A 25,961-nucleotide genomic window follows, 5' to 3' on the forward strand; every position below is an offset into this window, starting at 1 on the left:
ATTACCGTTCAATTCCGTTATCTGAATCACTAGCGGGAGAAAGGTATATGGGGCAGCTGGATCATCTTCTGAAAAATAACGAGTCCTGGGCGGATGGCATAAAGGCGCGGGACCCCGAGTTTTTCAATCGCCTGGCGAATCAGCAGGCGCCTGAATACCTCTGGATTGGTTGCGCGGACAGCCGCGTGCCCGCCAACCAGATTGTCGATTTGCTGCCCGGAGAGCTGTTTGTTCACCGGAACGTGGCGAACGTAGTGGTCCATACCGACTTCAACTGTCTGTCTGTACTCCAGTTCGCCATTGACGTGCTTAAGGTCAAGCATGTGTTGGTGGTGGGGCATTACGGTTGCGGTGGTGTCCGGGCGGCCTTGCTGAACGAAGGTTTCGGACTGATCAGCAACTGGCTGCGTCATGTTCAGGATGTGCGGGACAAATACATACCCGTGCTCGACGAGATCTCCAGCGAACAGGATCGGGTTGATCGCCTGTGTGAACTCAACGTGGTTGAGCAGGTAGGGCACGTGTGCCAGAACAGCATTGTGCAGGAGGCCTGGCGTCGCGGTCAGCCGTTGACGGTCCACGGATTTGTCTACGATGTTGCTGACGGTTTGTTACGGGATATGGGGCTGTCCATTTCCGGTGAGCAGGAGCTTGAGGGCGTGCAACAGAACAGCGTGGATGAGCTGATTCTGCGTCCGGTACGTGCCAGTCGCCAGGCAAAGTAATTCAGAAGCTGTCAATTTGCGTCAAAAAATCGTGATGAGGGTCACTTGTTGACCCCCGTCGTCATCACAGATAGCCTCCTGTGGTTCCGGTACACTTGTACCGTTGTCAGTCAGGAGGTGAGCCATGCGAGAATTGATGCAAAAAGCTCTGAATGCATTGAATCAGCGCAAGAGCGCAGAAGATTCTGTCGAGCATAACCACAGGCGCGAGCAACCCCGTCCACCCGCACAACGGGAAGACTGGGGAATGTCTCCGGAAGACGCCCTGCGGGTCGGTACCGTGGCACGGTACAAGTAAGCGCATTCCTTTCATAGCTCCCCGGCCTGGAGTTTGATGGACCGAGACTCCAGGTCCGAATCCGGTTAGAGTATGCCGCCTGTAAACCAGTTCGGGATATTCCAAACCAATGTCTGCATTACCCAATGCCCATGAGGCCCTGCTCAGAAATCGCGACCTGATCCGTGGGCGCCTTGCCCTGATCGGGCTCTCCGATGCCGCCCTGTTGTCCCGTTTACCTGACGGTGGGCTGGCGATGACCGAACACGCGGGAGTATTTGCCCAGTTTCCAGTACTGAAAGGCTGGCTCCCCGCCTTTGGTTATGACGATGGGGCCCTGCAACCGGCTTCTGCCGATACCGTGGTGATATTTCTGCCCAAGGCGCGTGCGGAATTGACCTTCCGGCTGGAGCTGGCGCGTTGGCTGGCGGACGACGGTGCCAGGCTGATCCTGATTGGTGAGAAGCGCGAGGGGATTGCCGGGGCGGTCCGGCAACTGAAGGAGGTTGCTCCCGACGCCGCCAAGGTGGATAGCGCCCGTCATTGTCAGGTGTGGTTGGCTGAGTCGTTCACGCCGGTGTCCGCCTTTGACCTTGAGGTCTGGAAGCAGTGGCACACCGTGGAATGTGCAGGGATAAAAGTGGATGTGGCCGGCTTGCCTGGCATCTTCAGCGATGGGGAGCTGGATGACGGCACGGCGATGTTACTGCATAGCCTGGCAGAGCAACCTCTTTCTCGCGGGCATGCACTGGATTTTGCCTGCGGGGCCGGTGTTATTGGCAGCTGGATTCAGTGCTGGCAGCGGGCGCAGGGTGTTGAACCTTCCCCGGTTGATGCGGTAGACGTCCAGTCCCAGGCGGTGATCTGCGCGAAGGCGACATACGCCAATGCCCGTGCCGTTGGGGACGTTGTGGCGTCTGACGGGTTGGCGGGCGTGACCCGGAAGTATCGTGCCATAGTGACCAACCCCCCGTTTCACGCCGGGGTGCGGACAGACATTTCAATGACTGAACGTTTTCTGCAGCAGGCCGCTGTCCACTTGCAGCCGGGGGGCGAGCTGAGGCTGGTGGCCAACAGTTTTCTGCCCTATGAGGCGCTGATGGCCAAGTGCATTGGTCCGGTGACGCGACTGCAATCCGACAAGCGTTTTACCGTGTATTCCGCCAGGCGCCGGTAACCGGCGGAACGTTTCTGCAGACGAAAAAAAGCCCCTGGGGTGAGGGGCAAAAAGGCTGTTTCCAAAAGAAAGGGAGACAACCTGAAATCATTCTTCCCGGCTGGTGTCGTCCTGCTCGCGGGCGGTGCGACGCGGCGTCAGCTCCCGTACCTGTTCAAGCAGGCGGCGGGCTTCGGATTCGGCGCGGTTGCGGGCTTCGGTCAGCTTGGGCTTGACCTCGGCCTCGTAGGTTTTGCCCGCCTTGTCGGTAAAGTAGGCGGTCATCATGTTGGCGTCCCACCACAGTTTCTTGCGCAGGTCGTAGGTGGCGACATCCAGGCGCAGGGTCAGTTCGCGGAACGTCGGGTTCTTGCTGCGAATCTGGCTGACAACGTCAGACAGGCTGCGGGGCTCGGATACGTCGGCGCCCATGTTACTCAGAACCTTTTTCAATTCGGCGGATGCCTTGTCGAGCTGCGGGCGCAACTGGCCTTCAACGCGTTTGCCGGCTGCCTGGACAGACTCAAAGCGGTTCTTGATGGAATCGCGGATCATAGTGGCTCTCTCATCTGAATCGGTTGCAAATCAACTTGAAGGGCACTTTAGGGTTAATTTCTAGAATAATCAGCCTAGAATGGTCCCGCTCTGTAAAACCGCCTGATTTGGTGCCCGAAATGACAAGTGACACCCTGCAAACGCCGAAAGGCGCTCTGACCCTGAAACGCCCTGGCAACACGGATCGCAGCCTCCGGGCCTGGGATGCTGCCGATGAGTTGCTGCTGGAACAGATGTATGCCCGGATGCCGGAGGGTGTCGGTTCGCGGGTGCTGGTGGTGGATGACCAGTTCGGTGCGCTCACCCTGGGGCTCAGCAGCCTGGCACCGGAATCATTGGCAGACAGCGCCAGTCTGTCAGAGGCCCTGGTCCTGAACGGGCGCCTGAACGGAGAGGTCAGCGTGGCAGCCCCGAAGAGCTGGCTGACGCCGCCAGAAGGCCTTTTTGATGTCATCGTCATGCGGATTCCCCGGCAGTTGGATTATTTGAGCTGGCTGCTGCGCTGGGCAAACGAGGTGCTGGCTCCCGACGGCGTCCTGATTGCCGGCGGTATGATCAAACACCTGCCGGACCGGAGTGCCGAGGTGTTCAGTGACCTGGTTCAGACGAAGCAGGTCTGCCCCGCCCGCAAGAAGGCCCGCGTGGTGATCTGTGGGCCGGGCGAGCAGGGGCTGGAAGGTTGGCAGGGGCAGTGGAAAGGCTACCCGTTGGGTGAGGGCGGTAGTGTGAGTGGTCTTCCCGCCGTATTTGCCCGGGAGCGTCTGGATATCGGTACCCGGCTGTTGTTGCCGGACGTTCGCCAGGCAGCCGCGAAGCTGGCGCCCGGGTCAAGGGTGCTGGACCTGGCCTGCGGCAACGGCGTTCTCGGGCTTGAGGCGTTGGCCGCCCAGCCGGCGCTCAGCGTGATGTTCAGTGATGTGTCCAGTCAGGCCGTCGCCAGTGCGCGGCACAATGTTGAAAGGTTGGCGCCGGATGTGGAGGCCCGCTTCTGTCATGGGGACGGGGTTCCGGAAGACGCGGGAGCGTTTGATCTGATCCTGCTCAACCCGCCATTCCATGAGGGCGGTGTGGTGGGCGATCACATCGCGCTGCGATTATTTCAGCAGGCTGCCCGGCATCTGGCGAAAAGCGGGCAGTTGTTGATGGTGGGTAACCGGCACCTGGGTTATCACCGCAGCCTGAAGCGGTATTTTCCTGTGGTTACCCAGTTGCAGGCCGATCCCAGATTCGTGGTGTTTTCAGCCCGCCATCAGTCCCTGGGAGCGGGGCGGTCATAACCCAGCCTGTCGAGGGTGTCCACAATGGTCTGGGTCTGGCTGTCGATCTCGATATTAACCACATCACCTTCCCGAATATCGCCAAATGTGGTGGCCCTCAGGGTTTCCGGGATCAGGTGGACGTTAAAGCGATTGCCGGCCACCTCGCCAATGGTCAGGCTGGCGCCGTTGATGGCGATGTAGCCCTTGGGAAAGATGTACCTTGCCCAGGCCTCCGGCACTTCAAACTCGATGGTGACGTTGTTCTCAGGCCGCTCAATGGATGCCACGGTCGCGGTGGTGTGGACGTGGCCCGATAGCAGGTGGCCGCCGATTTCATCACCGATGCGCGCTGCCCGTTCGAAGTTCACCCGGTCGCCCCGGGTCAGCTTTCCCAGTGTGGTCAGCCTCAGGGTTTCCTGCATGGCATCGAAGTACAGGAAGTCGCCTTCCTGACGTGTGACGGTCAGACAGGCTCCGTTAATCGAGACGGAAGCGCCAATGGTCACGCCTTCAGTCCGGTCGGCCGGGAGCTGGATGGCGTAAGTGTTCAGCCCGGGGGCCGTGGACACTTCCCGAATGGTGGCAACGCCTTGAACAATGCCAGTGAACATGAACTAACCTCTTTGTGGGGCCGGCAGCTTCGGGCCGGCGACATACCGGCAAAGCATAGCGACCTGGTGTCTCGATGCCAAGGGGTCAAGGTTATCGTAAAGTGGCCGATACCCGGGTATTGGATAACCATAAGGCCGTCTCGACCGGCCACAAGCAAGGATTTGGTTGGCAGGGGCTATGGCAGAAAAACGACAGACAGCGGAGAAACCCGGAGAGCCGGTGTTGCGGCAGGGCCGTGCGGCGGATCCTGTGCCTGCGGCCGGTGCTCCGAATGTGCCTGCCGAAGCCGGGAGCGATGCCCGCCTGGCCGGACAGTCTTTCCCATCGACCGATCGGGCGACGGAGGCTGCGCCAGAGGCCGATAAGCGGTCAATGGAAGCGACAAGCGCCGACGAAGGGCAGGCAGACGCCACAGAATCCTCGGAGGAGCCGGCAGCCATTGAAAAGGCCCTGGCGGAGTCCCGGCAGAGGAAGCTGCGGTTGATGCTGAAGCAGTGCGACCGCGTACTACTGATGGACTTTGACACCCTTGCCATGTCGGGATGGCCCGACAATTACTCTCTCGCCAAAGCCAGGCGCAGTCGGGATCTTTGGCTGTTCGGTGCGCTGGTGGCTGCGCTGATTTTCCTCAGCGGGCTGACAGGGTTTGTGCCGGCATGGATTGCTGGTGGCGGCTTTGGTGCGTTCACTATTATCCTCATGCTGGGGGTGCCGGCCGTTCGCCGAGTCTACACCTCGCGCCCGTCCTACCTTGATCTCATCGTGATGCGACAGCGGTTGTTGCGGGACGCCCGCAAGCATATCGAGCATCTGGAAGGAAAGGAGGGGCTGGTCTGGCAGTGTGCCCGCATGGCGGAGTTCAACGCAGCCCTGCGTTCGTCGCGATTCAGTGAGCTGCTGGCCTTGTCGGAGCACCGGACCCTGGCCCGGAACATGACTCGCCGCGAGTATGTCCGGCTTTATCTGATCTACCTGCTGGAGGCGGAAAAAGCCTACGATCGGGTACAGAAAGCCTTTTTTGATGGCAATCAGGAGGCGATTGACCGGGGTTGGGCGTCAGTGGCGGCATCACCCGAGCAGAGAGCTTGACATGACGGTGTCTCAAACGTATGTTTCAAACAGACGTTTGCTAGAGGCACTGATAACAATATGGCTCAGTCTGATACCGTTGACCGCATCCTGGATGCCGCCGAGGAGCTGTTTGCAGACCGGGGGTTCTCCGAAACTTCGCTGCGGATGATTACCAGCAAGGCTAAAGTAAATCTGGCCGCTGTCAATTATCACTTTGGCTCAAAGAATGCCTTGATCCACGCCGTGTTTGCCCGGTTCCTGACGCCGTTTTCCTCCACCCTGGAAACGTCGTTTGATGAGCTGGAGGAGCGTTGTGAGGGCAAGCCGCCCACTCTTAATCAGACCCTCTGGGCATTGACGGAAAGCGCCGTGCGCATGCCCCAGCGCAACGAGAAGGGCATTTCCATCTTCATGCGCCTGCTCGGGCTCGCCTATACCCAGTCCCAGGGTCACCTGCGCAAGTTCCTGGAGCAGGAATACAGTCAGCCTTTCAGTCGCTTTATGGGGCTACTAAAAGAAGCCACGCCGCAATTGTCGGCGGTGGATCGATACTGGCGGATACAGTTCATGCTCGGGGCCACCGCGTTCACCATGTCCAGTAGCGATGCATTGCGGGATATTCTCGAGAACAAGCTGGGTGTTGAAACCTCCGTCCAGGAAATTGCTGCACGTCTGGTGCCGTTCCTGGCTGCTGGCATGCAAGCCGAGGACGCCATGCTGGTGCCGTCATTCGGTCAGGCTCCGGTTGCCTGACTTGTCCTGTCTCGGTTAGGCTTCAGCACTGGCATTGTCGGTCGGGAGCTTAACTGCAGATGAACTCGCCAGAGGGGGGCTTTCCCCATCTCCACATCAGTGTCGCGTCCCAGTCGCTGGCGCTGATTAGCGCCGGTGGCGAACCGCTGTTTCAAGCCCCGGTGTCCACGGCCCTGAACGGTCCGGGAGAGCAAAACGGTAGCGGTTGCACTCCCCGCGGCAGGCATTATATTCGCGCCATGGTGGGCGAGGGGCGGCGGCAAGGTACTGTGTTTGTTGCCCGGCGACCAACTGGTGAAATCTACACCCCTGAACTCGCCGCCCGCCATCCTGAGCGGGACTGGATTCTCTCCAGGATTCTCTGGTTGTGCGGTTGTGAATCGGGTATAAACCGTGGCCCCGGGGTCGATAGTTTCCGACGCTTCATCTACATTCATGGCACGCCGGATACCGAACCCATGGGGGAGCCCAGATCCCATGGCTGCATCCGCATGCGCAATACCGATGTAATCAGGCTTTATGATCTGGTCACTCCGGGCACTCTCGTTACCATCGAAGAATCCTGAACGTCGCGCATTGGTGCGGCCCTGCTGGCATTGATATTTTACGACTGAGGACGTCCATGATCGGGGAACTGCAAGCCGCCATTGATGGCTGGATTGAAAATTGGGAACTGCTTTCCGAAAGCTGGCGGGTGGGTGTTGTTGTTTTCGCCCTGGTGTTCGGAACCGCAACTGTGGCTTATGTTGCCGGCCATGTCGTGGACGCACTTGAAAAGCGTCTCAGTAAAACCAGGAACCTGTGGGACGATGCGTTTCTTCACGCGGCGCGCAAGCCGGTGGTGGCATTCGTCTGGATTCAGGGGGTTTATTGGGCGGCGGAAGTCGCCTATCACTATTCCGAGGCAGAGATTTTTGCGGTCAACGAACATCTGCTCAGGATCGGTTTTATCTGGGTGCTGGTGTGGGCCATTCTTCGTTTCGTGAAGGAAGGTGAGAGCATTCTTGTCTCCCCGATGAAAATGAAGAAACCGATGGATTACACCACGGTTAATGCCATCAGCAAGCTGTCCCGCGCGGTGGTGATCATTACAGCGGTACTGATCATCATGCAATCCATGGGTTACAGTCTTTCCGGTGTGCTGGCGTTCGGTGGCGTGGGGGGTATTGCCGTCGGCTTTGCCGCCAAGGACCTGCTGGCGAACTTTTTCGGCGGTTTCATTATTCACCTGGACCGACCCTTCAAGGTGGGTGACTGGGTGCGTTCCCCGGACCGCAACATCGAGGGTACCGTTGAGCACATCGGCTGGCGACTGACCACTATCCGGACTTTCGACAAGCGTCCGCTGTATGTCCCAAATGCTACGTTCACCACGATTGCCGTGGAAAATCCATCCCGCATGAGTCACCGCCGTATCTCGGAGACCATCGGCATCCGCTACGCTGATGTTCGTGAGATGGCCACCATCGTCTCCGAAATTCGCACCATGCTGGAAAATCACGAGGAGATTGAGAGTAGCCAGACCCTGATCGTGAATTTCCTGGCGTTCAACGCCTCGTCCCTGGACATCATGGTGTACACCTTCACCAAGACCACCCAATGGGTGAAGTATCACGAGGTGAAGCAGGATGTGTTGCTGAAAATCAGTGAGATTATCGAGGGCCATGGTGCGGAAGTGGCGTTCCCGACGCGCACCTTGCATGTGGCGGACAGCGTGCGGCTGGCCAGCGCCGACAACGGAAAATCCGGCGCGGCCAGTGAAGATGAAGGGCCTATTGAGAACACCGATGAGGGGTCGGACAAATCCCATGCCTCCCAGCGCACCCGGTCCGGATCCGCTGCGGAAGCGACGGGGGGCGGCAATGGTGATTGACGGGAGCGAGGCATGACGAACGAACAGACACCGGCGGCAGTCGGCATTATCGGCGGAACGGGACTGACCACCCTGTCCGGACTGGAAATCACCGGCGAGCGCGAATTGGACACTCCGTGGGGCAAGCCTTCATCGGCTCTGGTTGAGGGCCGATTGGGCAATCAGCCTGTCATTTTCCTGTCCCGTCACGGCAATCCTCACCGCATTCCGCCGCATCAGGTGAACTACCGGGCGAATCTCTGGGCCTTGCACCACGCTGGCGTCAGGACCGTGGTCGGTGTTAATGCCGTGGGGGGGATTCACAAGGCCATGGGGCCTGCCCACATCGTGATTCCGGATCAGATTATTGATTATACCTGGGGCCGCGGGAGCACTTTCTTTGAAGGTGAGCTAGAGGAAGTAACCCACATCGACTTCACCTTTCCCTACGCCAAGCCTGCTCGACAGGTGCTGGGTGAGGCGGCAAGAGCGCTGGATCTGTCGTTTTCCGATTTCGGTGTCTATGGGGCAACCCAGGGACCGCGTCTGGAAACGGCAGCGGAAATTGCCCGGATGGAGCGGGACGGGTGCGACCTGGTCGGCATGACCGGTATGCCCGAAGCGGCGCTGGCTGCCGAGCTCAAGATGAATTACGTGTGTCTGGGGCTGGTGGTCAATTGGGCGGCTGGCAAATCCGATCACATCATTACGATGGAAGAGATTGAGGCCGCCATTGAGAAGGGAATGTCCGGGGTGAAGCGGATTCTTGAGGAATCCATGGCCGGGCTGGGGGCGCTCAGCCCTCAACCGGCCTGAAGAACACCAGAACTCCGATGGTGGGGGAGTCCAGGAAATGGATTTCCTCGCTGCGCATACGACGTGTCTCGCGGATCCAGGTAAGAAGCTCCGCCGGGGGAGCGCTGTCTGCCGGTTGCTGTGCAATCCCCTCAGTACTCTCCTGAACGGGATAAGCCGCATTGGCGGCCGACTGCCAGTGGTTGAGGTTCACGTTCACGTGCAGGTAGCGTTGGCGGTCAATCGTAATCTGGCCTTCCACTTCACGGTGGCCGGCGCCCGCCAGCCAGTCACCAACGGCGATCTGCATCGGTTCGCCGTCGTAGTCCGGCGGGAATGACTGGTACCAGCCTGCTGTCATCAGTACCCGGTAACGCCCGCTGTTCTCCAGGCGTTGGGCGACGGACTGCAATCTCAGGTCGCTGTCGGGCGCCAATCGGAGCGTTGTGCCCACGCTGCCGTCCTCGCGGATTACCTTCATCTGTTTCGAAACATTGGTCGCCGGCTCGGGCATCCGGCTGGCCATGTGTTCCTCAACGTTTCCAGGATCAACAATCCGTTCAACAATGACGATTTCCGCCCGGTAGAGGTGTCCCTCCTGAGCAGTGGCAAGCAACGGCGCAAGCGCCAGCAGGGCAGCGGTGAAGGTGATCAGGGCCTTTCCGGGCAGGTCATAACCGGGCATTCGCAAGGGCTTTACTCCACAATGTCAGTTGCTATCGTTTGGCGGGCAGGTCCGAAATTCAGGGAGTCAACTGCCCGAGCATGTCGGAAATGCCGTCGAGTTTACCATTGGTTGAGTCATCCTTCAGCCGGAACCGGAAACTGTTGGCTCCTTCCAGGCGGTACTGGTCTGGTGCGGATTGCACTTTTTTAACCAGAACGAGAGGGTCGACTGGTGTCGATGCCCCAAACTCCAGCCGGGCCCACTCCTTGCCAGCGTCGATCTTGACGATACCAAGGGCTTCCGCCCGCAGCCGAAGTTCACTCTGATGGATCAGGTTTTTGGCCGGGTCCGGTAATAATCCGAAGCGGTCAATCATCTCAACCTGAAGTTCTTTTAATTCATCTTTATTGCTGACGCTGGCGATGCGCTTGTAAAGCATCAGCCGGTTATGGACGTCCGGGAGGTAATCGTCCGGGATCAGCGCGGGTATGCGCAGGTTCATCTCGGTGCCGTGGCTCAGGGGCAGGTCGGCGTTGGGGGTGCGGCCCTCGCGGATGGCCTTGACCGCCTCATCCAGCAGCTGCATGTACAGGGTGAAGCCAATACTCTCGATCTGACCGCTCTGCTCCTCACCGAGCAGCTCGCCGGCGCCACGGATTTCCAGGTCGTGAGTGGCCAGCATGAAGCCGGCGCCCAGATCCTGGGCCTCGGAAATGGCTTCCAGGCGCTTTTTCGCGTCGGTGGTGATCGATCGCGGCGGTGGTGTCAGCAGGTAGGCGTAGGCCTGGTGGTGCGAGCGGCCAACCCGGCCCCGCAACTGATGCAGCTGAGCCAGGCCGAACTTGTCGGCACGTTCAATGATGATGGTGTTGGCGCTGGGGATGTCGATGCCGGTTTCCACAATGGTGGTACACACCAGCACGTTGAAGCGCTTGTGGTAGAAATCCGACATGATCTGTTCCAGTTCGCGTTCCCGCATCTGGCCATGGGCCACGCCCACACGGGCTTCGGGAATGAGTCGGCGCAGGTCTTCGGCGGTTTTCTGGATGGTGGTCACGTCGTTGTGGAGGAAGTACACCTGGCCGCCCCGCAGAATTTCCCGCAGGATGGCTTCCTTGACCATGGCGTCATCGCGCTGGCGCACGAAGGTTTTCACTGACAGCCGGCGCGCCGGGGGCGTGGCGATAATGGACAGATCCCGCAGGTGGCCCATGGCCATGTTCAGGGTGCGGGGAATCGGCGTGGCGGTGAGCGTCAACATGTCCACTTCCGCCCGTAGCGCCTTGAGTTTTTCCTTCTGCTGCACGCCGAAACGGTGTTCCTCGTCAATGATCACCAGTCCCAGGTTTTTGAATGTGACGTCGCCCTGCAGCAGTTTGTGGGTGCCGATCACGATATCCGCTTTGCCGGCTTCGATCGCTTCCATGGCTTTGCTGGTCTGGGCGCCGCTGCGGAAGCGGCTGAGCAGTTCCACGTTCACCGCTGTATCGGAGAAGCGGTCACGGAAGGATTCGTAATGCTGCTGTGCCAGCAGTGTCGTCGGCACCAGGACCGCTACCTGTTTACCGGAGAACGTCGCCATAAACGCCGCACGCATGGCCACTTCGGTTTTGCCAAAGCCCACATCGCCACAAACGAGTCGATCCATGGGCCGTTCGCTGGTCATGTCCTCGAAAACGGATTCAATGGCCACCTGCTGATCCGGGGTTTCCTCGAAGGGGAAGCCGGCGGCGAAGGCGCGGTAGGCTTCCTGGGGGTCTTCGAAGGTGAATCCTTTGCGGGCCTCGCGGCGGGCGTAGACATCCAGCAGTTCGGCGGCGGTGTCGCGGATTTTCTCCAGGGCTTTCTGTTTGGCGTTGCTCCAGCGCTCGGTACCGAGTTTGTGAAGAGGGGCGTGTTCAGTGTCGGAACCGGTGTAGCGCGAGATCAGGTGAAGGCTGGACACCGGAACGTACAGTTTCGAGCCGCCGGCGTACTCAAGCATCAGGAACTCGCTGGCTTCGCCTTCCACGGTGATGGTTTCCAGGCCCTTGTAGCGGCCGACCCCGTGGTCGATGTGAACCACTGGCGCTCCGATGCGCAGCTCGGACAGGTCGCGGTAGCCGGAATCGTCCACTTCCGTAGGTTTTTCCCGGCGACGGCGCTGCAGTACCCGCTCGCCGAACAGGGCGGTTTCGGTGACCAGTGCCAGGTGTTCTCCTGGCAGCACCAGTCCCTGTTCCATGGGAGCGATGGTGATACCCAGCGGGCAATCGGTGTCTTCCAGGAACGCCTGCCAGTTATTCAGCGTTGCCGGTTTTACATTGTGGTCAGCCAGGTTGTCGATCAGGGCTTCCCGGCGACCGGAGGACTCCGCGCACAGCAGCACGCGCCCGCCGAAAGCTTCAATGAACCGTTTCAGACGAGCGGCGGGGTCCGCTGCACGACCATCCATGGCGACGTCGGGTAGTTCGTCGGTGCTGCAATTCTCGGAGCCGGCGGCGCTTGCCGTAGTGGTCGTGAGGGTAACCCGGGGAAAACGCTTGAGCTGCCCGAACAGCTCGTCCTGCTGCAGGAACAGCTCGGTCGGCGGCAGGATCGGACGCAAGCGGTCATGGCGCCGGTCTTCATATCGCGCCCGGGTATCCGCGTCAAAGTGGGCGATGGCGTCGTTCAGGCCGTCAGCGGTGAAAACGTGAGTGCCTTCCGGCAGGTAGTCGAACAGCGTCGCTGATTCATCAAAAAACAGCGGCAGGTAGTATTCGATGCCCGGAGGCGTGATGCCCTGGCTGACGTCCTGGTAGATCGGGGCGTCCTTGTCGGCATTGGGAAAATGCTCGAACCAGCGGTTGCGAAAACCGGAACGGGCCTCCTTGTTCCACGGAAATTCGTTGGCCGGCAACAGTTCGATCCTGTTGATACGATCAATCGAACGCTGGGTTTCCGGGTCAAAGGTGCGCAGGGTCTCGATTTCGTCATCAAAAAGGTCGATCCGGTAGGGTTGCGTCGCGCCCATCGGAAAAATATCAAGAATGGCGCCGCGAACGGCGTATTCACCGTGTTCGTAGACATTCTCGGTGTGACGGTAGCCAGCGGATTCCAGTTGCAGGCGCCACTCGTCTATTTCCAGTGTCTGTCCCACCTCCAGTAGCAGGGTGTTGCCCTGAAGGTATTGAGCCGGGGGCAGGCGATGCATCAGGGTGCGTGCCGGGACCACCAGAACCCCGTGGCGGGTTGATGGCAGGCGGTGCAGCGTGCGAATCCGGCGGGATGTAATGTCCTGGTGAGGCGAAAACAGATCGTAGGGCAGGGTTTCCCAGTCTGGCAGTGAAAGCAGCTCAAGGCCCGATCCGGTTACGGCCGTGCCGTCTTCCTCGGCTGGCAGCCCGAGGTAGAAGCGCATGGCCTGTTCAAGGCGAATGGCCTCGTCGGTGCTGCGGGTAATGACCAGCGTCAGGCCCCGGTGCCGGTTTGCGCTTTCGCAAATGGCCAGTGCATCGCTGCTGCCGTGCAATTGGCCCCATGTGCGGTGGTCGGCAGCCTTTGCCGGGAATTCCGGAGCCACCAGGGCAGGGCGGGAGCGTAGTGAGGATGCACCGTCAGTCATGGGCGTTTGTCTTCTCCTGCAGTTTAAGTCCGGGGCGGCGAGGCGCGTATTCTACCGGTCGCAACGGTGGCTGTCATGGTAGGTATGCCGGCAGTATTTGCGGTCTGGCATTTTAAGTTGGATAATATGCGCCCAACTTTTCCAAGTGCCAACTGCAGAGGTTCAAGCGTGAGTCACGAACAGATTAACCAGCACCTGTCTAACTGGACTGAGAGAGAATCCACTGCGGAAGCCATGATTCCGCTGATCGGCCGCCTATACCGCAAGAATAATGTGGTTACTTCCGTATACGGCCGCTCCATCATCAATCAGTCAGTTATCGGCATCATTCGTGCTCACCGTTTCGTCCGTCAGGTAGAGGACAGCGAGCTGTCGGTTCACGACACCCTGCCGATCCTGCAGGCCATGGACAGCATGGACCTGGGGCGTGCCCATGTGGATATTGGCAAGCTGGCGGTCAAGTTCAAGGCTGAAGGCGGCTCGCTGGAGGAATTCCTTAACCGCGAGATTGGTCCCGTTGTGGGGCAGTACGCGACCCAGTCCGAGGAAGATGCCGGGAACGGCACAAAGGACGTGGTCCTGTATGGCTTTGGTCGCATCGGTCGTCTGCTGGCGCGCATCCTGATCGAGAAAGCCGGTGGCGGTAACAACCTGCGCCTGCGTGCGATTGTGGTTCGTCAGGGCGGTGCCGAGAACGATCTGGAGAAGCGTGCCAGTCTGCTGCGCCGCGATTCCGTGCACGGTCCCTTCGACGGCACGATCACCGTGGATGAGGAAGATTCGGCGCTGATCGCTAACGGCAACTACATCAAGGTGATCTACTCCAAGGGGCCGGATCAGGTCGACTACACCCAGTACGGTATCAATAACGCCATCGTTGTTGATAACACCGGTATCTGGCGTGACGAAGATGGTCTGGGGCTGCACCTGAAATCCAAGGGGGTCAGTCGGGTCATTCTCACTGCACCCGGCAAGGGCGACATCAAGAACATCGTCTACGGCATCAACAACGACTGGATCACCGACGAAGACAAGATTCTGTCGGCCGCTTCCTGTACTACAAATGCGATCACTCCGGTGCTGAAAGCGATCAACGACGAGTTTGGTATCGAGGATGGTCACGTTGAAACGGTCCACTCCTATACCAACGACCAGAACCTGATCGATAACTACCACAAGGGTAGCCGTCGTGGTCGTAGTGCCGCTCTCAACATGGTTATTACTGAAACCGGCGCTGCCAAGGCGGTTGCCAAGGCTTTGCCGGAACTGAAGGGTAAGCTCAGCGGCAATGCCATCCGGGTTCCGACCCCGAACGTATCCATGGCCATCCTCAATCTGAACCTGAAAGCGGATGTGAGTGTCGAGAGCGTGAATGAATACCTGCGCGAAATGGCGCTGCATTCCGAGCTGCAGAAGCAGATTGATTTCGTGAACTCCCCGGAAGTGGTGTCCACTGATTTCGTTGGATCTCGACACGCCGGTATTGTTGATGCCCAGGCGACGATTGCCGGTGGCAAGCGTGTGATCCTGTACGTGTGGTACGACAACGAGTTCGGTTACAGTGCCCAGGTGGTCCGCTGCGTCAACCAGATGGCCGGTGTGACATATCCGATCTTCCCGAAGCGTGCTCGCGACTGATGCTTTAGTGGTAGAGCGCCTGACGGCCTTTCGCAGTGGCAAATTGTTCAGAAACCCCGCCAGCTTTTGCTGCCGGGGTTTCTTTTTGGCCCGAATTCCACCATGGTCGTGTTACGTTCATGCGCAAACTCCGCCGGGTTTCTGGTGGAAATAGGATGACATAATCTCTATAATTGGCGCGATTTTGGGTACGTCTGGCACCCGTTTCTCATCTTTCCCTTTTGCCGAAAGCAAGGTGAACCTCAACCTGTAAGCTTTCGCTGCGTCGGTGCAGCCATCCTGGTGCATCCCGGCAAGGGAATCTGGGCCACAGGGACCGACGTTACAAATCCATCGAATAGTTTCTGATGATTGGATAAGGCTAATGATCAAGATCAAAAAAGGCCTGGATCTTCCCATCAGCGGCGCTCCTGAGCAGACCATTACTGACGGCAAACCCGTTCGCCACGTGGCGTTGATCGGTTTTGACTATAACGGCATGAAGCCGACGATGGCTGTAAAAGAGGGAGACCGTGTCAAGCGCGGTACGCTGCTGTTCACGGACAAGAAGACCGAAGGCGTGCGTTATACCTCCCCGGCTGCCGGTGTGGTAAAAGAGATCAATCGTGGTGAGCGTCGTGTTTTCCAGTCGATTGTCATCGAGATCGATGGTGACGATGCCGAAACCTTCGCTCGCTATAACGAGGCGGACCTGGCCGGCCTGGAGCGGCAGCAGGTCGTCGATAACCTGGTGGAATCCGGGTTGTGGACCACGCTGAGGACACGTCCTTACAGCAAGGTGCCGGCTATCGATACGGCCCCTCATTCCATTTTTGTGTCTGTGATGGATACCAACCCGCTGGCTGCTGACCCGACCGTTATCATCCGGGAAAACAGCGCGGCGTTTGAAAAAGGCCTGAAAATCCTGAGCAAGCTGACCACTGGCAAGGTGTTTGTCACCGGTAAGCCTGGCTCGGATGTGCCTGTTCCCAAAACGGATAGCGTCGAAGTTCACCAGTTTGATGGTGTTCATCCGGCCGGTAACGTAGGCACCCATATCCATTACCTTGACCCGATTGCCGGTGACAAGGTGGTCTGGTCGATTGGCTACCAGGATGTGATCGACATTGCCAGGCTGTTTGAAACCGGAGAACTGCCGGTGGAGCGGGTGGTTGCCATTGGTGGTCCCAAGGCTCTTAAGCCGCGTCTTATCCGCACTCGTATTGGCGCTAACCTGAACGAGCTGCTGAAGGACGAATTGGCCACCGACTGCGATGTACGCATGATCTCCGGCTCGGTGTTCGGCGGTCGTCGTGGTGACGGTCCCTGTGCTTATCTTGGTCGTTTTGCCAACCAGATATCTGTTCTGGAAGAGGGCTATAAACGTGAGTTCATGGGCTGGCTGTCTCCGGGGCCGAACAAGTTCTCGGTGCTGAACATCTACCTGTCCAAGCTGGCACGCAGCAAGCTTTTCAACTTCACCACCACCACTAACGGCAGTGAACGCGCCATGGTGCCGGTGGGCACGTATGAAGAGGTCATGCCCCTGGATATCCTGCCGACTCAGCTGCTGCGCTCGCTGATTGTGGGCGACACGGAAACGGCACAGAAGCTGGGTGCACTGGAACTGGATGAAGAAGATCTGGCGCTGTGTACCTTCGTGTGCCCGGGTAAATACGAATACGGTCCGATTCTCCGCGAGAACCTGACCCGAATCGAGATCGAGGGCTAATACGATGGCAATCCGACAGTTTCTCGATGGCATCGAGCATCACTTTGAAAAAGGTGGCAAGTACGAGCGCTGGTACGCGCTTTACGAAGCCGTCGATACCATTTTCTACACGCCTGGCAGTGTAACCTCCACCACGGCTCACGTTCGTGACGGCGTTGATCTGAAGCGCATCATGATCACCGTGTGGTTGTGTACCTTCCCGGCCATGTTCTTCGGTATGTGGAATATTGGCTTCCAGGCCAACAGCTTCCTCGCTGAAAATCCGGATGCCCTGATGGGTGACGGTGGCCTGCGTACTTCGTTTATCAGCGCCCTGGCCGGTAACGATGCTGCCAGTATCTGGGATAATTTCGTCTACGGTATGGCGTACTTCCTGCCCATTTACCTCGTGACCTTCGTTGTAGGTGGTTTCTGGGAAGTGCTGTTTGCCACCGTTCGCCGCCACGAAGTCAACGAAGGCTTCTTCGTGACCTCCGTGTTGTTTGCCCTGATCTGCCCGCCGGATCTTCCGTTGTGGCAGGTGGCTTTGGGTATCACCTTCGGTGTGGTGATCGGTAAGGAAGTATTTGGCGGTACCGGCAAAAACTTCCTTAACCCGGCCCTTACCGGCCGAGCGTTCCTTTACTTCGCGTATCCGGCGCAGATCTCCGGTGATACTGTCTGGACCGCTGTGGATGGCTTCAGCGGCGCTACGGCGTTGAGCTGGGCTGCCAGTGGCGGTTTGGAAGCTCTTGAGGCGCAGATCGGCTGGATGTCAGCGTTCATGGGCACCATTCAGGGCTCCGTGGGTGAAACCTCCACGCTGGCAATTCTGATCGGTGGTCTTATCCTGCTGGTGATGAAAATTGCGTCTTACCGTATTGTGGGGGGCGTCATGATCGGCATGATCGCTATGACGCTGCTGTTGAACATTATCGGTTCCGACACCAACCCGATGTTTGATGTGCCGGCACACTGGCACCTGGTCATGGGCGGTTTTGCCTTTGGTATGATGTTCATGGCGACTGATCCTGTGTCCGCTGCCATGACTAATACCGGTCGCTGGTGTTTCGGTATCCTTGTGGGCGTGATGACGGTGCTGATTCGTGTCGTGAACCCGGCGTTCCCGGAAGGCATCATGCTGGCAATCCTGTTCGCCAACCTGTTCGCACCGCTGATGGACCACTATGTGGTTCAGGCCAACATCAAACGGAGGCTTGCTCGTGGCTAAAGCTAAAGAAACCGTCTCCAGAACGCTGATTGTTGCCCTGGTACTGAGTATTGTCTTCTCGGTAGTGGTTTCCACTGCCGCGGTGTCGCTCAGACCTGCTCAAATCAAGAACCAGAATCTGGATATCAAAACCAACATCCTGGCGGCCGCCGGCATGTTGCAGGAAGGTGCCAGCGCCGACGAAATTGAGGAGGAGTTCTCTCGTTTTGATGTGCGTCTGCTGGACCTGGACAGTGGGGAATACGTCGAGCCATCCGAGGTCGGCGTAGAGGATCCGATGAAGTACGACATGTACAAAGCGGCTTCTGATCCTGCCATGTCTACCAACATTCCGTCGTCGGAAGACAAGGCAGGTATCAAGCGCCGTCCGAATGTGGCCAAGATCTACACACTCTCAGAGAATGGTGAAGTGAAACGTGTGGTCCTGCCTGTGCACGGGTACGGCCTCTGGTCTACCCTTTATGGATTTGTCTCCCTGAAGGGTGATGCTAACACCATCGAAGGACTCGGTTTCTACGCTCACGCAGAGACCCCCGGTCTTGGCGGCGAGGTGGACAACCCCCGCTGGAAAAGTCAGTGGGTCGGAAAGGAAGTCTACGGTGACGAGATGGAAGAGCCTCAGATCCGTCTGGTTAAAGGTGGCGTAAGCGCGGATGCTGCCAACAAGGAGCATAAGGTCGATGCGCTCTCCGGTGCGACCCTGACGAGCCGCGGTGTGCAACAGCTGGTTAATTACTGGATGAGTGATCGTGGCTACGCACCGTTCCTGAAAAAACTTCGTGAAGGGGAGGTCTGATCATGGCAGACGCTTCAGCCAAACAGGTTCTCTTCGAACCGATTTTCAGTAACAACCCGATCGCGTTGCAGATTCTGGGTATCTGCTCCGCGCTGGCAGTAACGACCAGCATGAACGTTACGCTGGTTATGTGCATGGCGGTTACCGCGGTAACAGCCTTTTCCAACCTGGCGGTTTCCCTCGTGCGTGCCCAGATTCCGGGTAGTATCCGGATCATCGTTCAGATGACCATCATCGCATCGTTGGTTATTGTGGTTGACCAGATACTCAAGGCCTATGCCTATGAGATTTCCAAGCAACTTTCAGTATTTGTTGGTCTGATTATCACTAACTGTATCGTGATGGGGCGTGCGGAAGGTTTCGCCATGAAGAACGGCCCCTGGCTGAGCTTTCTGGACGGCATCGGTAACGGCCTGGGCTACTCGGTGCTGCTGATTTTCGTTGCATTCTTCCGTGAACTTCTGGGCGCCGGTTCGCTGTTTGGTGTCTCACTGATGCCGGTGGTGAATGAAGGTGGCTGGTATGTGCCGAATGGTCTCTTGCTGCTGCCGCCGAGCGCATTCTTCATCATTGGTCTGGCGATCTGGGGCCTGCGTACCTGGAAACCGGAGCAGGTGGAAGAGCCTGACTACAAGATGTCTCGCCACACCGCCAAGGAGGCCTTCTGATGGAACATTATATCAGCTTGATTCTGAAGGCCGTTTTTGTTGAAAACATGGCGCTGGCCTTCTTCCTGGGGATGTGTACCTTCCTGGCGATCTCCAAGAAGATTGAGGCAGCTGTTGGTCTCGGTATTGCCGTGGTGGTCGTACTCACCGTAACCGTGCCCGTTAACAACCTGCTGTATAACAGCATTCTCCGCGAAGGCGCGCTTGACTGGGCAGGTCTCCCCAATGTTGACCTGAGTTTTCTCGGCCTGTTGACCTATATCGGCGTTATCGCGGCGATTGTCCAGATCATGGAAATGGTGTTGGACAAGTACATCCCCGCGCTATACGCCGCACTGGGGGTGTTTCTGCCGCTAATTACGGTGAACTGCGCCATCCTTGGTGCGTCGCTGTTCATGGTTGAGCGGGACTACACCTTTGGTGAGAGTGTGGTGTACGGCTTTGGCGCCGGTTTGGGCTGGGCTCTGGCCATAGTTGCCCTGGCTGGTATCCGTGAGAAACTGAAATACAGTGACGTGCCGGAAGGTTTACGTGGGCTGGGCATCACCTTCATTACTGTTGGTTTGATGTCCCTGGGCTTCATGTCATTCTCCGGTATTTCACTGTAATCAACCCGGTGATTCGGTTTAACGAAAAGGCGAGACCATGAGTACAGAAATTATTCTCGGCGTGGTCATGTTCACCGTTATCGTACTGGCTCTGGTCGCGATCATCCTCGCGGCCCGTTCCAAGCTGGTAAGCACCGGTGATGTGACTATCGAAGTCAATGACGACCCGGAACACACCCTGACGACAGAAGCGGGTGGCAAACTTCTGGGTACGTTGGCAAATAACGGCATTTTCCTGTCATCTGCCTGTGGCGGTGGCGGTACCTGTGCCCAGTGCAAGTGTAAGGTTCTGGAAGGGGGCGGCGCGATGCTTCCCACGGAAAAGACCCATTTCACCAACCGCGAAGAGAAAGAAGGCTGGCGCCTGTCCTGCCAGGTTCCTGTTAAGCAGGACATGAAGGTGGAAGTGCCGGAAGAATTCTTCGGCGTCAAGAAGTGGGAGTGCGAGGTTATCTCCAACCACAACGTGGCGACCTTCATCAAGGAACTGGTGTTGAAGCTGCCTGAGGGTGAGGAAGTGGACTTCCGTGCCGGTGGGTACGTCCAGTTGGAGTGTCCTCCCTACGAGATCGATTTCAAGGACTTCGTTATCGAGGAAGAGTTCCACGAAGACTGGGATAAGCACAATATCTGGCGTTACAAGGCGGTTAACAAGGAAGAGACTATTCGTGCCTATTCCATGGCGAACTATCCGGAAGAGAAGGGGGTGCTCAAATTCAACATCCGTATCGCCACGCCACCTCCTGGCACGGATTATCCGCCGGGCATCATGTCGAGCTACGTGTTCGACCTGAAGCCGGGTGACAAGGTGACCGTGATGGGGCCGTTTGGTGAGTTCTTCGCCAAGAAGACCGACGCCGAAATGGTGTTCATTGGTGGTGGTGCCGGTATGGCGCCGATGCGCTCCCATATTTTTGATCAGCTCAAGCGCCTGAATTCCAAGCGCAAGATCAGCTTCTGGTACGGTGCCCGGAGTGTCCGCGAGATGTTCTACGTGGAAGACTTTGACGGTCTGGCCGAGGAAAATGACAACTTCGAGTGGCACGTAGCCCTGTCCGACGCGCTGCCGGAGGATAACTGGGAAGGCCCGACAGGGTTTATCCACAACGTCTTGTATGATAAGTACCTGAAGGACCATCCGGCCCCTGAAGACTGTGAGTACTACATGTGTGGGCCCCCCATCATGAACGCGTCTGTGATCAAGATGCTGAAGGATCTTGGTGTCGAGGACGAGAACATCATGCTGGATGACTTCGGAGGTTAAATCTACCAAGATGACATCCCGCATGTTTAGGCCCGTCAGGGTGGCAATGCTCAGCGTCGTTGTGGCGCTGGGTGTTACTGCGCTGGCGGGTTGTTCGTTTGAGCCCGAAGAAAAAGTCTGGGAGATTGCCGGCCCGGTGTTTGGTACCCAGTACCATATCAACGTCGTATTGACTGACAATGAGTCCCGCCTTGAAACTTTGGCAAGTGGCATAGAGCAGGTTCTTGAAGATGTGGATGCGTCCATGTCCACCTGGCGAGAGGATTCAGAGCTTTCCCAGCTCAACCGTCGGGAGGATCAGTCGAATTGGATTGAGCTCTCGGAGCCGCTTTACGAAGTGCTCGCCACGGCGACGCGGGTGTCCAGTTTTACCAATGGGGCTTTTGACGTCACCATTGGGCCTGTTGTTAACCTCTGGGGGTTCGGGCCTGAAGCCAGACCGGATATGGTCCCTGACGAAGAGGAACTTAAATCAAGGCTTGATGCCACAGGCTATGAGAACATTGAGCTGAGGCCTGATCCGCCGGCATTCAGAAGCCATCGTCGTCAGTACATTGACCTGTCGGCGATCGCCAAGGGTTATGGCGTGGATGCGGTTGCCCGTTATCTTGAAGAGGCGGGCGTGGACGCGTATCTGGTCGAAATCGGTGGCGAAGTTCGCGTTAACGGTCGCAAACCCAATGGCGATGCCTGGCGTCTGGCCATTGAGCAGCCGGTGTCCGAACGTCGTCAGATCAATCGTGTCGTGGCGTTGGATCACCAGGCGATGGCGACATCCGGGGACTATCGTAACTATTACGAATCGGAAGGACGTCGTTATTCACATACAATTGACCCTGAGACCGGTAAGCCAATTCGGCACAAACTCGCTTCCGTAACGGTGATCGCCGAAAACACCATGCTGGCGGATGCGCTGGCGACCGGTTTCAACGTCATGGGCCACGAGCGAGCACAGGCACTAGCCACCCGTGAAAACATGGCGGCTTACTTCATCGTACGCGGTGATAACGGGTTTGAGACTCACTACACGCCCGCATTTACCGCGTACCTGGCAGATTAGGGGAGGGCTTATGGGTACCTTTCTGTTGGTTTTACTGATTGTTTCCGTGTTGGTGGCAGCCATGTCGATCGGCGTGATCTTTGGCCGCAAGCCGATTAGTGGTACCTGCGGCGGTATTGGCGCCCTGGGTATCAGTAAGTCCTGTGACATATGTGGCGGGAATACTCAGAAGTGTGAAGAGGAAAATGAGCGCCTTGCCAATGAGGGCAGGACGGCGGATGAGCTGAGCTACGACGCTAGCAAAACCGGTGATCGCTGATCCCGCACCAATAAATAAGAACACATTTTAACGACGTAGATAAGGAGTCACTGCACGCATGGCAGAACATCATTACGACGTCGTCGTTATCGGCGCTGGTCCTTCCGGAGAAGGCGCAGCGATGAATGCGACGAAACACGGCAAACGTGTCGCGATCATCGAAGACAAGCCCACGGTTGGCGGTAACTGCACCCACTGGGGCACCATCCCTTCCAAGGCGCTGCGCCATTCGGTCAAACAGATCATCACCTTCAATACCAACCAAATGTTCCGGGATATCGGTGAGCCCCGCTGGTTCTCTTTTCCACGGGTGTTGCAGAATGCCCAGAAGGTGATCGATAAGCAGGTTAACCTGCGAACCCAGTTTTACGCCCGTAATCGGGTGGATCTGATCACTGGCCGTGCGTCATTTCTGGACAAGCACCGCATCGAAGTCCGCGGTAACAAGTCAGTTGAGACCCTGCACTTCAAGCAGGCCATTGTTGCCACCGGGTCCCGGCCATACCTGCCGCCGGATGTGAATTTCCGCCACCACCGGATCTACAACTCGGACACCATCCTGAACCTGTCCCATACTCCCCGTACCCTGATTATCTACGGTGCCGGTGTAATCGGCTCGGAATACGCGTCCATTTTTGCCGGCCTGGGTGTGAAGGTTGACCTCATCAACCCCGGTAGCCGTCTGCTGACGTTCCTGGATGACGAGATTTCGGATGCTCTGAGCTATCACCTGCGTAATAACGGCGTGCTGGTTCGTCACAACGAGGAATACGAATCGGTTGATGGCGATGATCATGGTGTGGTGCTGTCGTTGAAATCCGGCAAGAAAATCCGTGCCGATGCCTTCCTGTGGTGCAATGGCCGCAGCGGGAACACCGAAAAACTTGGCCTGGATAACGTCGGGTTGGTGCCCAACGGTCGTGGCCAGTTGGCGGTGGACGAACATTACCGTACCGAAGTGGATACCATCTATGCCGCTGGCGATGTGATCGGCTGGCCCAGTCTGGCCAGCGCCGCCTACGATCAGGGCCGCTCAGCGTCGTCCGATATCCTGCACGACGAATTCTTCCGCTTCGTATCGGACGTGCCGACCGGTATCTACACCATTCCCGAGATCAGTTCCGTGGGCAAGACCGAGCGCGAGCTGACCGAAGCCAAGGTGCCCTATGAAGTGGGTCAGGCGTTCTTCAAGGATCTGGCCCGCGCCCAGATCACCCGCGAAGCCGTGGGTATGCTGAAGATCCTGTTCCACCGCGAGACCCGCGAGATTCTCGGCATTCACTGCTTTGGAGACCAGGCGGCGGAGATCGTGCACATCGGCCAGGCCATCATGAACCAGGAAGGGGAAGCCAATTCCCTGAACTATTTCATCAATACCACGTTCAACTACCCGACCATGGCGGAAGCCTACCGGGTAGCTGCATTGAACGGATTGAACCGGATCTTCTGATCGGTGTGGCTGACGGGAACCGGGCTGCGGCTATCCGCACCCCGGTTTTTTTGTGCCTGTGATGTCAGCTCGTGGATATGGCGGCGTCTTCCGCCTTGTTCTCCGTGGCATTTCCCCGGGGCAGGCTGATCAGGGAGCGGGCGCGATTGTCAAAGTACATGCGGGTGCTGGTGGGGAAGTCGGAAATGATGCTGTCGACCCCCTGCTGCTCCAGTTCCAGCATGTCGTGGATTCGGTTGACGGTCCAGGCTGACACATGCATGCCGCGACGATGGGCGTCGTCCACCAGGGATTTCGAACAGATCTTCCAGTTTACACACAGGAACTCGCAGTGCAGCCGTGAGGCGACGTTGATCGGGCGCGGGAATTTGCGCTCGGCTACAAGGCCAATGGTGATATTCTTGTCCCGCCGCCGGATTTGCTGCAGGAACCAGACATCTGACGAGGTCACGGTGACCCGCTGGTAAAGGTTTCTGTGCTGGATGATCTCGGTCAGGCGGTTGCACAATACGTTCAGCCGCTGACGGTTGTCTTTCTTGACCTCCAGCTGCAGGTGCTCCAGATCCGCGAATGCGTCCAGCAGTGTTTCCAGGGCCGGTATGCCGACCTTTCTGGACCAGGATGGGGTTGCGCCCTTTCTCGCATCCATCGCTGCCAGTTCCTCACTGGTGAAGCTGGTCACGGCGCCTTTCTGACCGGTGGTGCGGTCAACCGTCAGGTCATGGATGATCACCGGCTTGCCGTCTTTTGACAACACCAGGTCCAGTTCGAAATGGCGGATGCCGTGCCGGTAGGCGTGGGAAAATCCGGCCAGTGTATTTTCCGGGGCTTCTCCCTTGGCCCCACGGTGTCCGTAGACAATCATTCTGTTGCTGATTCCTTAAGACGTTGATAAATGGCCTGGCGTTTTTTCCAGGTGTCGTGACACAGGCGGATATCTTCCAGGTAAGCGGGCAATTCGTTCATCAGCAGCGCCTGTGGACCGTCCACCAGGGCTTTCTCCGGTTTCGGGTGGAAGTCCACCAGCACCATGTTGGCGCCGGCAATCACGCCCTGAGCCGTTGCGTGCATGACATCCAGAACGCCGTCCGGCGCTTTCTCACGGCTGCCCACGGAATGGGACGGGTCTACACACACCGGCATACGCGTCAGCCGCTTAACCGCCGGCACATGGGCGAAATCCACCATGTTACGGTGGGGCTGGCCCGCCTCGGTTTTCATGCCCCGCAAGCAGAAAATAACGTTGGCGTTGCCCTCGCTGGCCAGGTATTCGGCGGCATTCAGGGACTCGTTCAGGGTGATACCAAAGCCCCGTTTCAGCAGCACCGGGTAGGCACTCTGGCGGCCAATGGCTTTCAGCAGCTCAAAGTTCTGGGTATTACGGGTACCCACCTGAAGCATCACGCCGGTGGGGCGGCCCAGTTTCTCGAGGCAGGTGTCTATCTCTTCGATATGGCTCTCGTGGGTGATCTCCATGGCGATGACTTTGATGCCATGTTTTCCCGCCTTTTCGAACACCCAGGGCAGACAGCCCTTGCCATGCCCCTGGAAGGAGTAGGGGTTGGTACGCGGCTTGTAGGCGCCCATGCGGGTGCAGACCTCGCCATGATCTTCCAGCGCCTGCATCATCATCTCTACGTGTTCGGGCACGTCAACCGCACACAGCCCGGCGAATATGTTCAGGTTGGACTGACTGAATTCCACATCGTTGTAGGTAAAGCCGCTTTGGCGTCTGTCATCGCGGTGGCGGCCCAGAATACGGTAGTCATCGGAAATCCGGATAGCCCGCTCCACCGCCGGCAGGGCTTCAATCTCTTCCTTGTCGAGAGACTTGGTGTCACCCAGCAGGTAGATTTCCGTCAGCCGCTGGCTGGCGCCCTGAACCTCATGAACCCGAACCGAGACGCCCGGCAGGTTCTCCAGGAAATGCATGGTCTGCCGGTAGGCGTCGCTGTCCAGTGGCGTATCGGGGTGGAGAATGGCTAGCAT

At 57.8% G+C, this 25,961-nt stretch carries 25 protein-coding genes; 19 read left to right on the forward strand and 6 right to left on the reverse strand.

Translation table 11 applies throughout. The annotated features are described in order from the left end of the window. Positions 1–47 precede the first annotated feature (47 nt). The 3 genes from can (at position 48) to ACJO3M_RS09125 (ending at position 2,179) form a co-directional block, all read left to right on the forward strand. The gene (gene can / locus ACJO3M_RS09115; protein ID WP_407001080.1) at positions 48–725 is read left to right on the forward strand and encodes a carbonate dehydratase; all 678 of its coding nucleotides are present in this window, start codon (positions 48–50) and stop codon (positions 723–725) included. A gap of 124 nt (positions 726–849) precedes the next feature. Further along, a complete protein-coding gene (locus ACJO3M_RS09120) occupies positions 850–1,023 on the forward strand; it encodes a hypothetical protein (RefSeq protein ID WP_407001081.1) in 174 nt (57 codons plus the stop codon). A gap of 109 nt (positions 1,024–1,132) precedes the next feature. After that, a complete protein-coding gene (locus ACJO3M_RS09125; RefSeq protein ID WP_407001082.1) occupies positions 1,133–2,179 on the forward strand; it encodes a methyltransferase in 1,047 nt (348 codons plus the stop codon). An 87-nt stretch (positions 2,180–2,266) separates the two neighbouring features. On the opposite strand, the gene ACJO3M_RS09130 is transcribed toward ACJO3M_RS09125, so the two are convergent. Continuing rightward, positions 2,267–2,713 carry a hypothetical protein gene (locus tag ACJO3M_RS09130; protein ID WP_407001083.1) on the reverse strand — a complete coding sequence of 149 codons (447 nt, stop codon included), beginning with the start codon at positions 2,711–2,713 and terminating at the stop codon, positions 2,267–2,269. A 119-nt stretch (positions 2,714–2,832) separates the two neighbouring features. Here ACJO3M_RS09130 and ACJO3M_RS09135 point away from each other — a divergent pair, with 119 nt between their 5' ends. Beyond that, complete coding sequence (locus ACJO3M_RS09135; RefSeq protein ID WP_407001084.1) at positions 2,833–3,990, forward strand: class I SAM-dependent methyltransferase; 1,158 nt, start codon at positions 2,833–2,835, stop codon at positions 3,988–3,990. Here the strand turns inward: ACJO3M_RS09135 and ACJO3M_RS09140 are convergent. Beyond that, positions 3,963–4,583 (reverse strand): riboflavin synthase subunit alpha, encoded by a 621-nt coding sequence (locus ACJO3M_RS09140; protein ID WP_407001085.1) that lies wholly within the window; start codon positions 4,581–4,583, stop codon positions 3,963–3,965. The two genes, ACJO3M_RS09135 and ACJO3M_RS09140, sit on opposite strands and share 28 nt — an antisense overlap. Positions 4,584–4,761: 178 nt before the next feature. Here ACJO3M_RS09140 and ACJO3M_RS09145 point away from each other — a divergent pair, with 178 nt between their 5' ends. From ACJO3M_RS09145 to ACJO3M_RS09165, 5 genes are read left to right on the forward strand one after another with little or no spacing between them, the layout of a single operon-like run. Then, a complete protein-coding gene (locus tag ACJO3M_RS09145) occupies positions 4,762–5,673 on the forward strand; it encodes a hypothetical protein (RefSeq protein WP_407001086.1) in 912 nt (303 codons plus the stop codon). Between the two features lie 60 nt (positions 5,674–5,733). Further along, complete coding sequence (locus tag ACJO3M_RS09150; RefSeq protein ID WP_407001087.1) at positions 5,734–6,408, forward strand: TetR/AcrR family transcriptional regulator; 675 nt, start codon at positions 5,734–5,736, stop codon at positions 6,406–6,408. A 59-nt stretch (positions 6,409–6,467) separates the two neighbouring features. Then, on the forward strand, positions 6,468–6,974 hold the full coding sequence (locus tag ACJO3M_RS09155; protein WP_407001088.1) for a L,D-transpeptidase family protein: 507 nt from the start codon (positions 6,468–6,470) through the stop codon (positions 6,972–6,974). Positions 6,975–7,030: 56 nt separating this feature from the next. After that, the gene (locus ACJO3M_RS09160; protein ID WP_407001089.1) at positions 7,031–8,281 is read left to right on the forward strand and encodes a mechanosensitive ion channel family protein; all 1,251 of its coding nucleotides are present in this window, start codon (positions 7,031–7,033) and stop codon (positions 8,279–8,281) included. Positions 8,282–8,293: 12 nt separating this feature from the next. Further along, positions 8,294–9,076, forward strand: coding sequence for an S-methyl-5'-thioinosine phosphorylase (locus ACJO3M_RS09165; RefSeq protein ID WP_407001090.1), 783 nt, complete (start codon positions 8,294–8,296; stop codon positions 9,074–9,076). Here the strand turns inward: ACJO3M_RS09165 and ACJO3M_RS09170 are convergent. Both ACJO3M_RS09170 and mfd read right to left on the reverse strand, forming a co-directional pair. Then, positions 9,057–9,740: a CsiV family protein gene (locus ACJO3M_RS09170; protein ID WP_407001091.1), complete on the reverse strand. Its 684-nt coding sequence runs from the start codon at positions 9,738–9,740 to the stop codon at positions 9,057–9,059. The genes ACJO3M_RS09165 and ACJO3M_RS09170 overlap by 20 nt on opposite strands. 58 nt (positions 9,741–9,798) lie before the next feature. Beyond that, positions 9,799–13,308 (reverse strand): transcription-repair coupling factor, encoded by a 3,510-nt coding sequence (gene mfd, locus ACJO3M_RS09175; protein ID WP_407001092.1) that lies wholly within the window; start codon positions 13,306–13,308, stop codon positions 9,799–9,801. 126 nt (positions 13,309–13,434) lie between these two features. Between mfd and ACJO3M_RS09180 the strand changes: the two genes are divergently transcribed. From ACJO3M_RS09180 to sthA, 10 genes are all read left to right on the forward strand, one after another. After that, positions 13,435–14,946, forward strand: coding sequence for a glyceraldehyde-3-phosphate dehydrogenase (locus ACJO3M_RS09180; protein ID WP_407001093.1), 1,512 nt, complete (start codon positions 13,435–13,437; stop codon positions 14,944–14,946). A gap of 364 nt (positions 14,947–15,310) precedes the next feature. Further along, on the forward strand, positions 15,311–16,657 hold the full coding sequence (locus ACJO3M_RS09185) for a Na(+)-translocating NADH-quinone reductase subunit A (RefSeq protein ID WP_407001094.1): 1,347 nt from the start codon (positions 15,311–15,313) through the stop codon (positions 16,655–16,657). Positions 16,658–16,661: 4 nt separating this feature from the next. Continuing rightward, positions 16,662–17,867 (forward strand): NADH:ubiquinone reductase (Na(+)-transporting) subunit B, encoded by a 1,206-nt coding sequence (locus tag ACJO3M_RS09190; RefSeq protein ID WP_407001095.1) that lies wholly within the window; start codon positions 16,662–16,664, stop codon positions 17,865–17,867. Beyond that, a complete protein-coding gene (locus ACJO3M_RS09195) occupies positions 17,860–18,663 on the forward strand; it encodes a Na(+)-translocating NADH-quinone reductase subunit C (protein ID WP_407001096.1) in 804 nt (267 codons plus the stop codon). The genes ACJO3M_RS09190 and ACJO3M_RS09195 overlap by 8 nt, the downstream gene beginning before the upstream one ends. Positions 18,664–18,665: 2 nt before the next feature. Further along, entirely contained in the window at positions 18,666–19,331 is a 666-nt protein-coding gene (locus ACJO3M_RS09200) for an NADH:ubiquinone reductase (Na(+)-transporting) subunit D (protein WP_407001097.1), read from the forward strand. Further along, positions 19,331–19,939, forward strand: coding sequence for an NADH:ubiquinone reductase (Na(+)-transporting) subunit E (gene nqrE / locus ACJO3M_RS09205; protein WP_407001098.1), 609 nt, complete (start codon positions 19,331–19,333; stop codon positions 19,937–19,939). Before ACJO3M_RS09200 ends, nqrE begins: the two co-directional genes overlap by 1 nt. A 37-nt stretch (positions 19,940–19,976) precedes the next feature. Further along, on the forward strand, positions 19,977–21,203 hold the full coding sequence (gene nqrF, locus ACJO3M_RS09210; protein WP_407001099.1) for an NADH:ubiquinone reductase (Na(+)-transporting) subunit F: 1,227 nt from the start codon (positions 19,977–19,979) through the stop codon (positions 21,201–21,203). A 10-nt stretch (positions 21,204–21,213) separates the two neighbouring features. Next, positions 21,214–22,263: an FAD:protein FMN transferase gene (locus ACJO3M_RS09215; RefSeq protein ID WP_407001100.1), complete on the forward strand. Its 1,050-nt coding sequence runs from the start codon at positions 21,214–21,216 to the stop codon at positions 22,261–22,263. 10 nt (positions 22,264–22,273) lie between these two features. Further along, on the forward strand, positions 22,274–22,522 hold the full coding sequence (gene nqrM / locus ACJO3M_RS09220; RefSeq protein ID WP_407001101.1) for a (Na+)-NQR maturation NqrM: 249 nt from the start codon (positions 22,274–22,276) through the stop codon (positions 22,520–22,522). Positions 22,523–22,580: 58 nt separating this feature from the next. Next, positions 22,581–23,972 carry a Si-specific NAD(P)(+) transhydrogenase gene (sthA, locus tag ACJO3M_RS09225; protein WP_407001102.1) on the forward strand — a complete coding sequence of 464 codons (1,392 nt, stop codon included), beginning with the start codon at positions 22,581–22,583 and terminating at the stop codon, positions 23,970–23,972. 64 nt (positions 23,973–24,036) lie between these two features. On the opposite strand, the gene ACJO3M_RS09230 is transcribed toward sthA, so the two are convergent. Together ACJO3M_RS09230 and ACJO3M_RS09235 are read right to left on the reverse strand one after the other, a co-directional pair. Then, positions 24,037–24,837 (reverse strand): glycerophosphodiester phosphodiesterase, encoded by an 801-nt coding sequence (locus ACJO3M_RS09230; RefSeq protein WP_407001103.1) that lies wholly within the window; start codon positions 24,835–24,837, stop codon positions 24,037–24,039. After that, a complete protein-coding gene (locus ACJO3M_RS09235; RefSeq protein WP_407001104.1) occupies positions 24,834–25,961 on the reverse strand; it encodes a 3-deoxy-7-phosphoheptulonate synthase in 1,128 nt (375 codons plus the stop codon). The genes ACJO3M_RS09230 and ACJO3M_RS09235 overlap by 4 nt, the downstream gene beginning before the upstream one ends.

Source organism: Marinobacter alkalisoli, assembly GCF_045449795.1.
GTDB lineage: Bacteria > Pseudomonadota > Gammaproteobacteria > Pseudomonadales > Oleiphilaceae > Marinobacter.

Bases quoted from the DNA above. Each gene is read 5' to 3' on its own strand.
- can (WP_407001080.1), top strand. From the start codon at position 48: ATGGGGCAGCTGGATCATCTTCTGAAAAATAACGAGTCCTGGGCGGAT.
- ACJO3M_RS09120 (WP_407001081.1), top strand. From the start codon at position 850: ATGCGAGAATTGATGCAAAAAGCTCTGAATGCATTGAATCAGCGCAAG.
- ACJO3M_RS09125 (WP_407001082.1), top strand. From the start codon at position 1,133: ATGTCTGCATTACCCAATGCCCATGAGGCCCTGCTCAGAAATCGCGAC.
- ACJO3M_RS09130 (WP_407001083.1), bottom strand. From the start codon at position 2,713: ATGATCCGCGATTCCATCAAGAACCGCTTTGAGTCTGTCCAGGCAGCC.
- ACJO3M_RS09135 (WP_407001084.1), top strand. From the start codon at position 2,833: ATGACAAGTGACACCCTGCAAACGCCGAAAGGCGCTCTGACCCTGAAA.
- ACJO3M_RS09140 (WP_407001085.1), bottom strand. From the start codon at position 4,583: ATGTTCACTGGCATTGTTCAAGGCGTTGCCACCATTCGGGAAGTGTCC.
- ACJO3M_RS09145 (WP_407001086.1), top strand. From the start codon at position 4,762: ATGGCAGAAAAACGACAGACAGCGGAGAAACCCGGAGAGCCGGTGTTG.
- ACJO3M_RS09150 (WP_407001087.1), top strand. From the start codon at position 5,734: ATGGCTCAGTCTGATACCGTTGACCGCATCCTGGATGCCGCCGAGGAG.
- ACJO3M_RS09155 (WP_407001088.1), top strand. From the start codon at position 6,468: ATGAACTCGCCAGAGGGGGGCTTTCCCCATCTCCACATCAGTGTCGCG.
- ACJO3M_RS09160 (WP_407001089.1), top strand. From the start codon at position 7,031: ATGATCGGGGAACTGCAAGCCGCCATTGATGGCTGGATTGAAAATTGG.
- ACJO3M_RS09165 (WP_407001090.1), top strand. From the start codon at position 8,294: ATGACGAACGAACAGACACCGGCGGCAGTCGGCATTATCGGCGGAACG.
- ACJO3M_RS09170 (WP_407001091.1), bottom strand. From the start codon at position 9,740: ATGCCCGGTTATGACCTGCCCGGAAAGGCCCTGATCACCTTCACCGCT.
- mfd (WP_407001092.1), bottom strand. From the start codon at position 13,308: ATGACTGACGGTGCATCCTCACTACGCTCCCGCCCTGCCCTGGTGGCT.
- ACJO3M_RS09180 (WP_407001093.1), top strand. From the start codon at position 13,435: ATGCGCCCAACTTTTCCAAGTGCCAACTGCAGAGGTTCAAGCGTGAGT.
- ACJO3M_RS09185 (WP_407001094.1), top strand. From the start codon at position 15,311: ATGATCAAGATCAAAAAAGGCCTGGATCTTCCCATCAGCGGCGCTCCT.
- ACJO3M_RS09190 (WP_407001095.1), top strand. From the start codon at position 16,662: ATGGCAATCCGACAGTTTCTCGATGGCATCGAGCATCACTTTGAAAAA.
- ACJO3M_RS09200 (WP_407001097.1), top strand. From the start codon at position 18,666: ATGGCAGACGCTTCAGCCAAACAGGTTCTCTTCGAACCGATTTTCAGT.
- nqrE (WP_407001098.1), top strand. From the start codon at position 19,331: ATGGAACATTATATCAGCTTGATTCTGAAGGCCGTTTTTGTTGAAAAC.
- nqrF (WP_407001099.1), top strand. From the start codon at position 19,977: ATGAGTACAGAAATTATTCTCGGCGTGGTCATGTTCACCGTTATCGTA.
- ACJO3M_RS09215 (WP_407001100.1), top strand. From the start codon at position 21,214: ATGACATCCCGCATGTTTAGGCCCGTCAGGGTGGCAATGCTCAGCGTC.
- nqrM (WP_407001101.1), top strand. From the start codon at position 22,274: ATGGGTACCTTTCTGTTGGTTTTACTGATTGTTTCCGTGTTGGTGGCA.
- sthA (WP_407001102.1), top strand. From the start codon at position 22,581: ATGGCAGAACATCATTACGACGTCGTCGTTATCGGCGCTGGTCCTTCC.
- ACJO3M_RS09230 (WP_407001103.1), bottom strand. From the start codon at position 24,837: ATGATTGTCTACGGACACCGTGGGGCCAAGGGAGAAGCCCCGGAAAAT.
- ACJO3M_RS09235 (WP_407001104.1), bottom strand. From the start codon at position 25,961: ATGCTAGCCATTCTCCACCCCGATACGCCACTGGACAGCGACGCCTAC.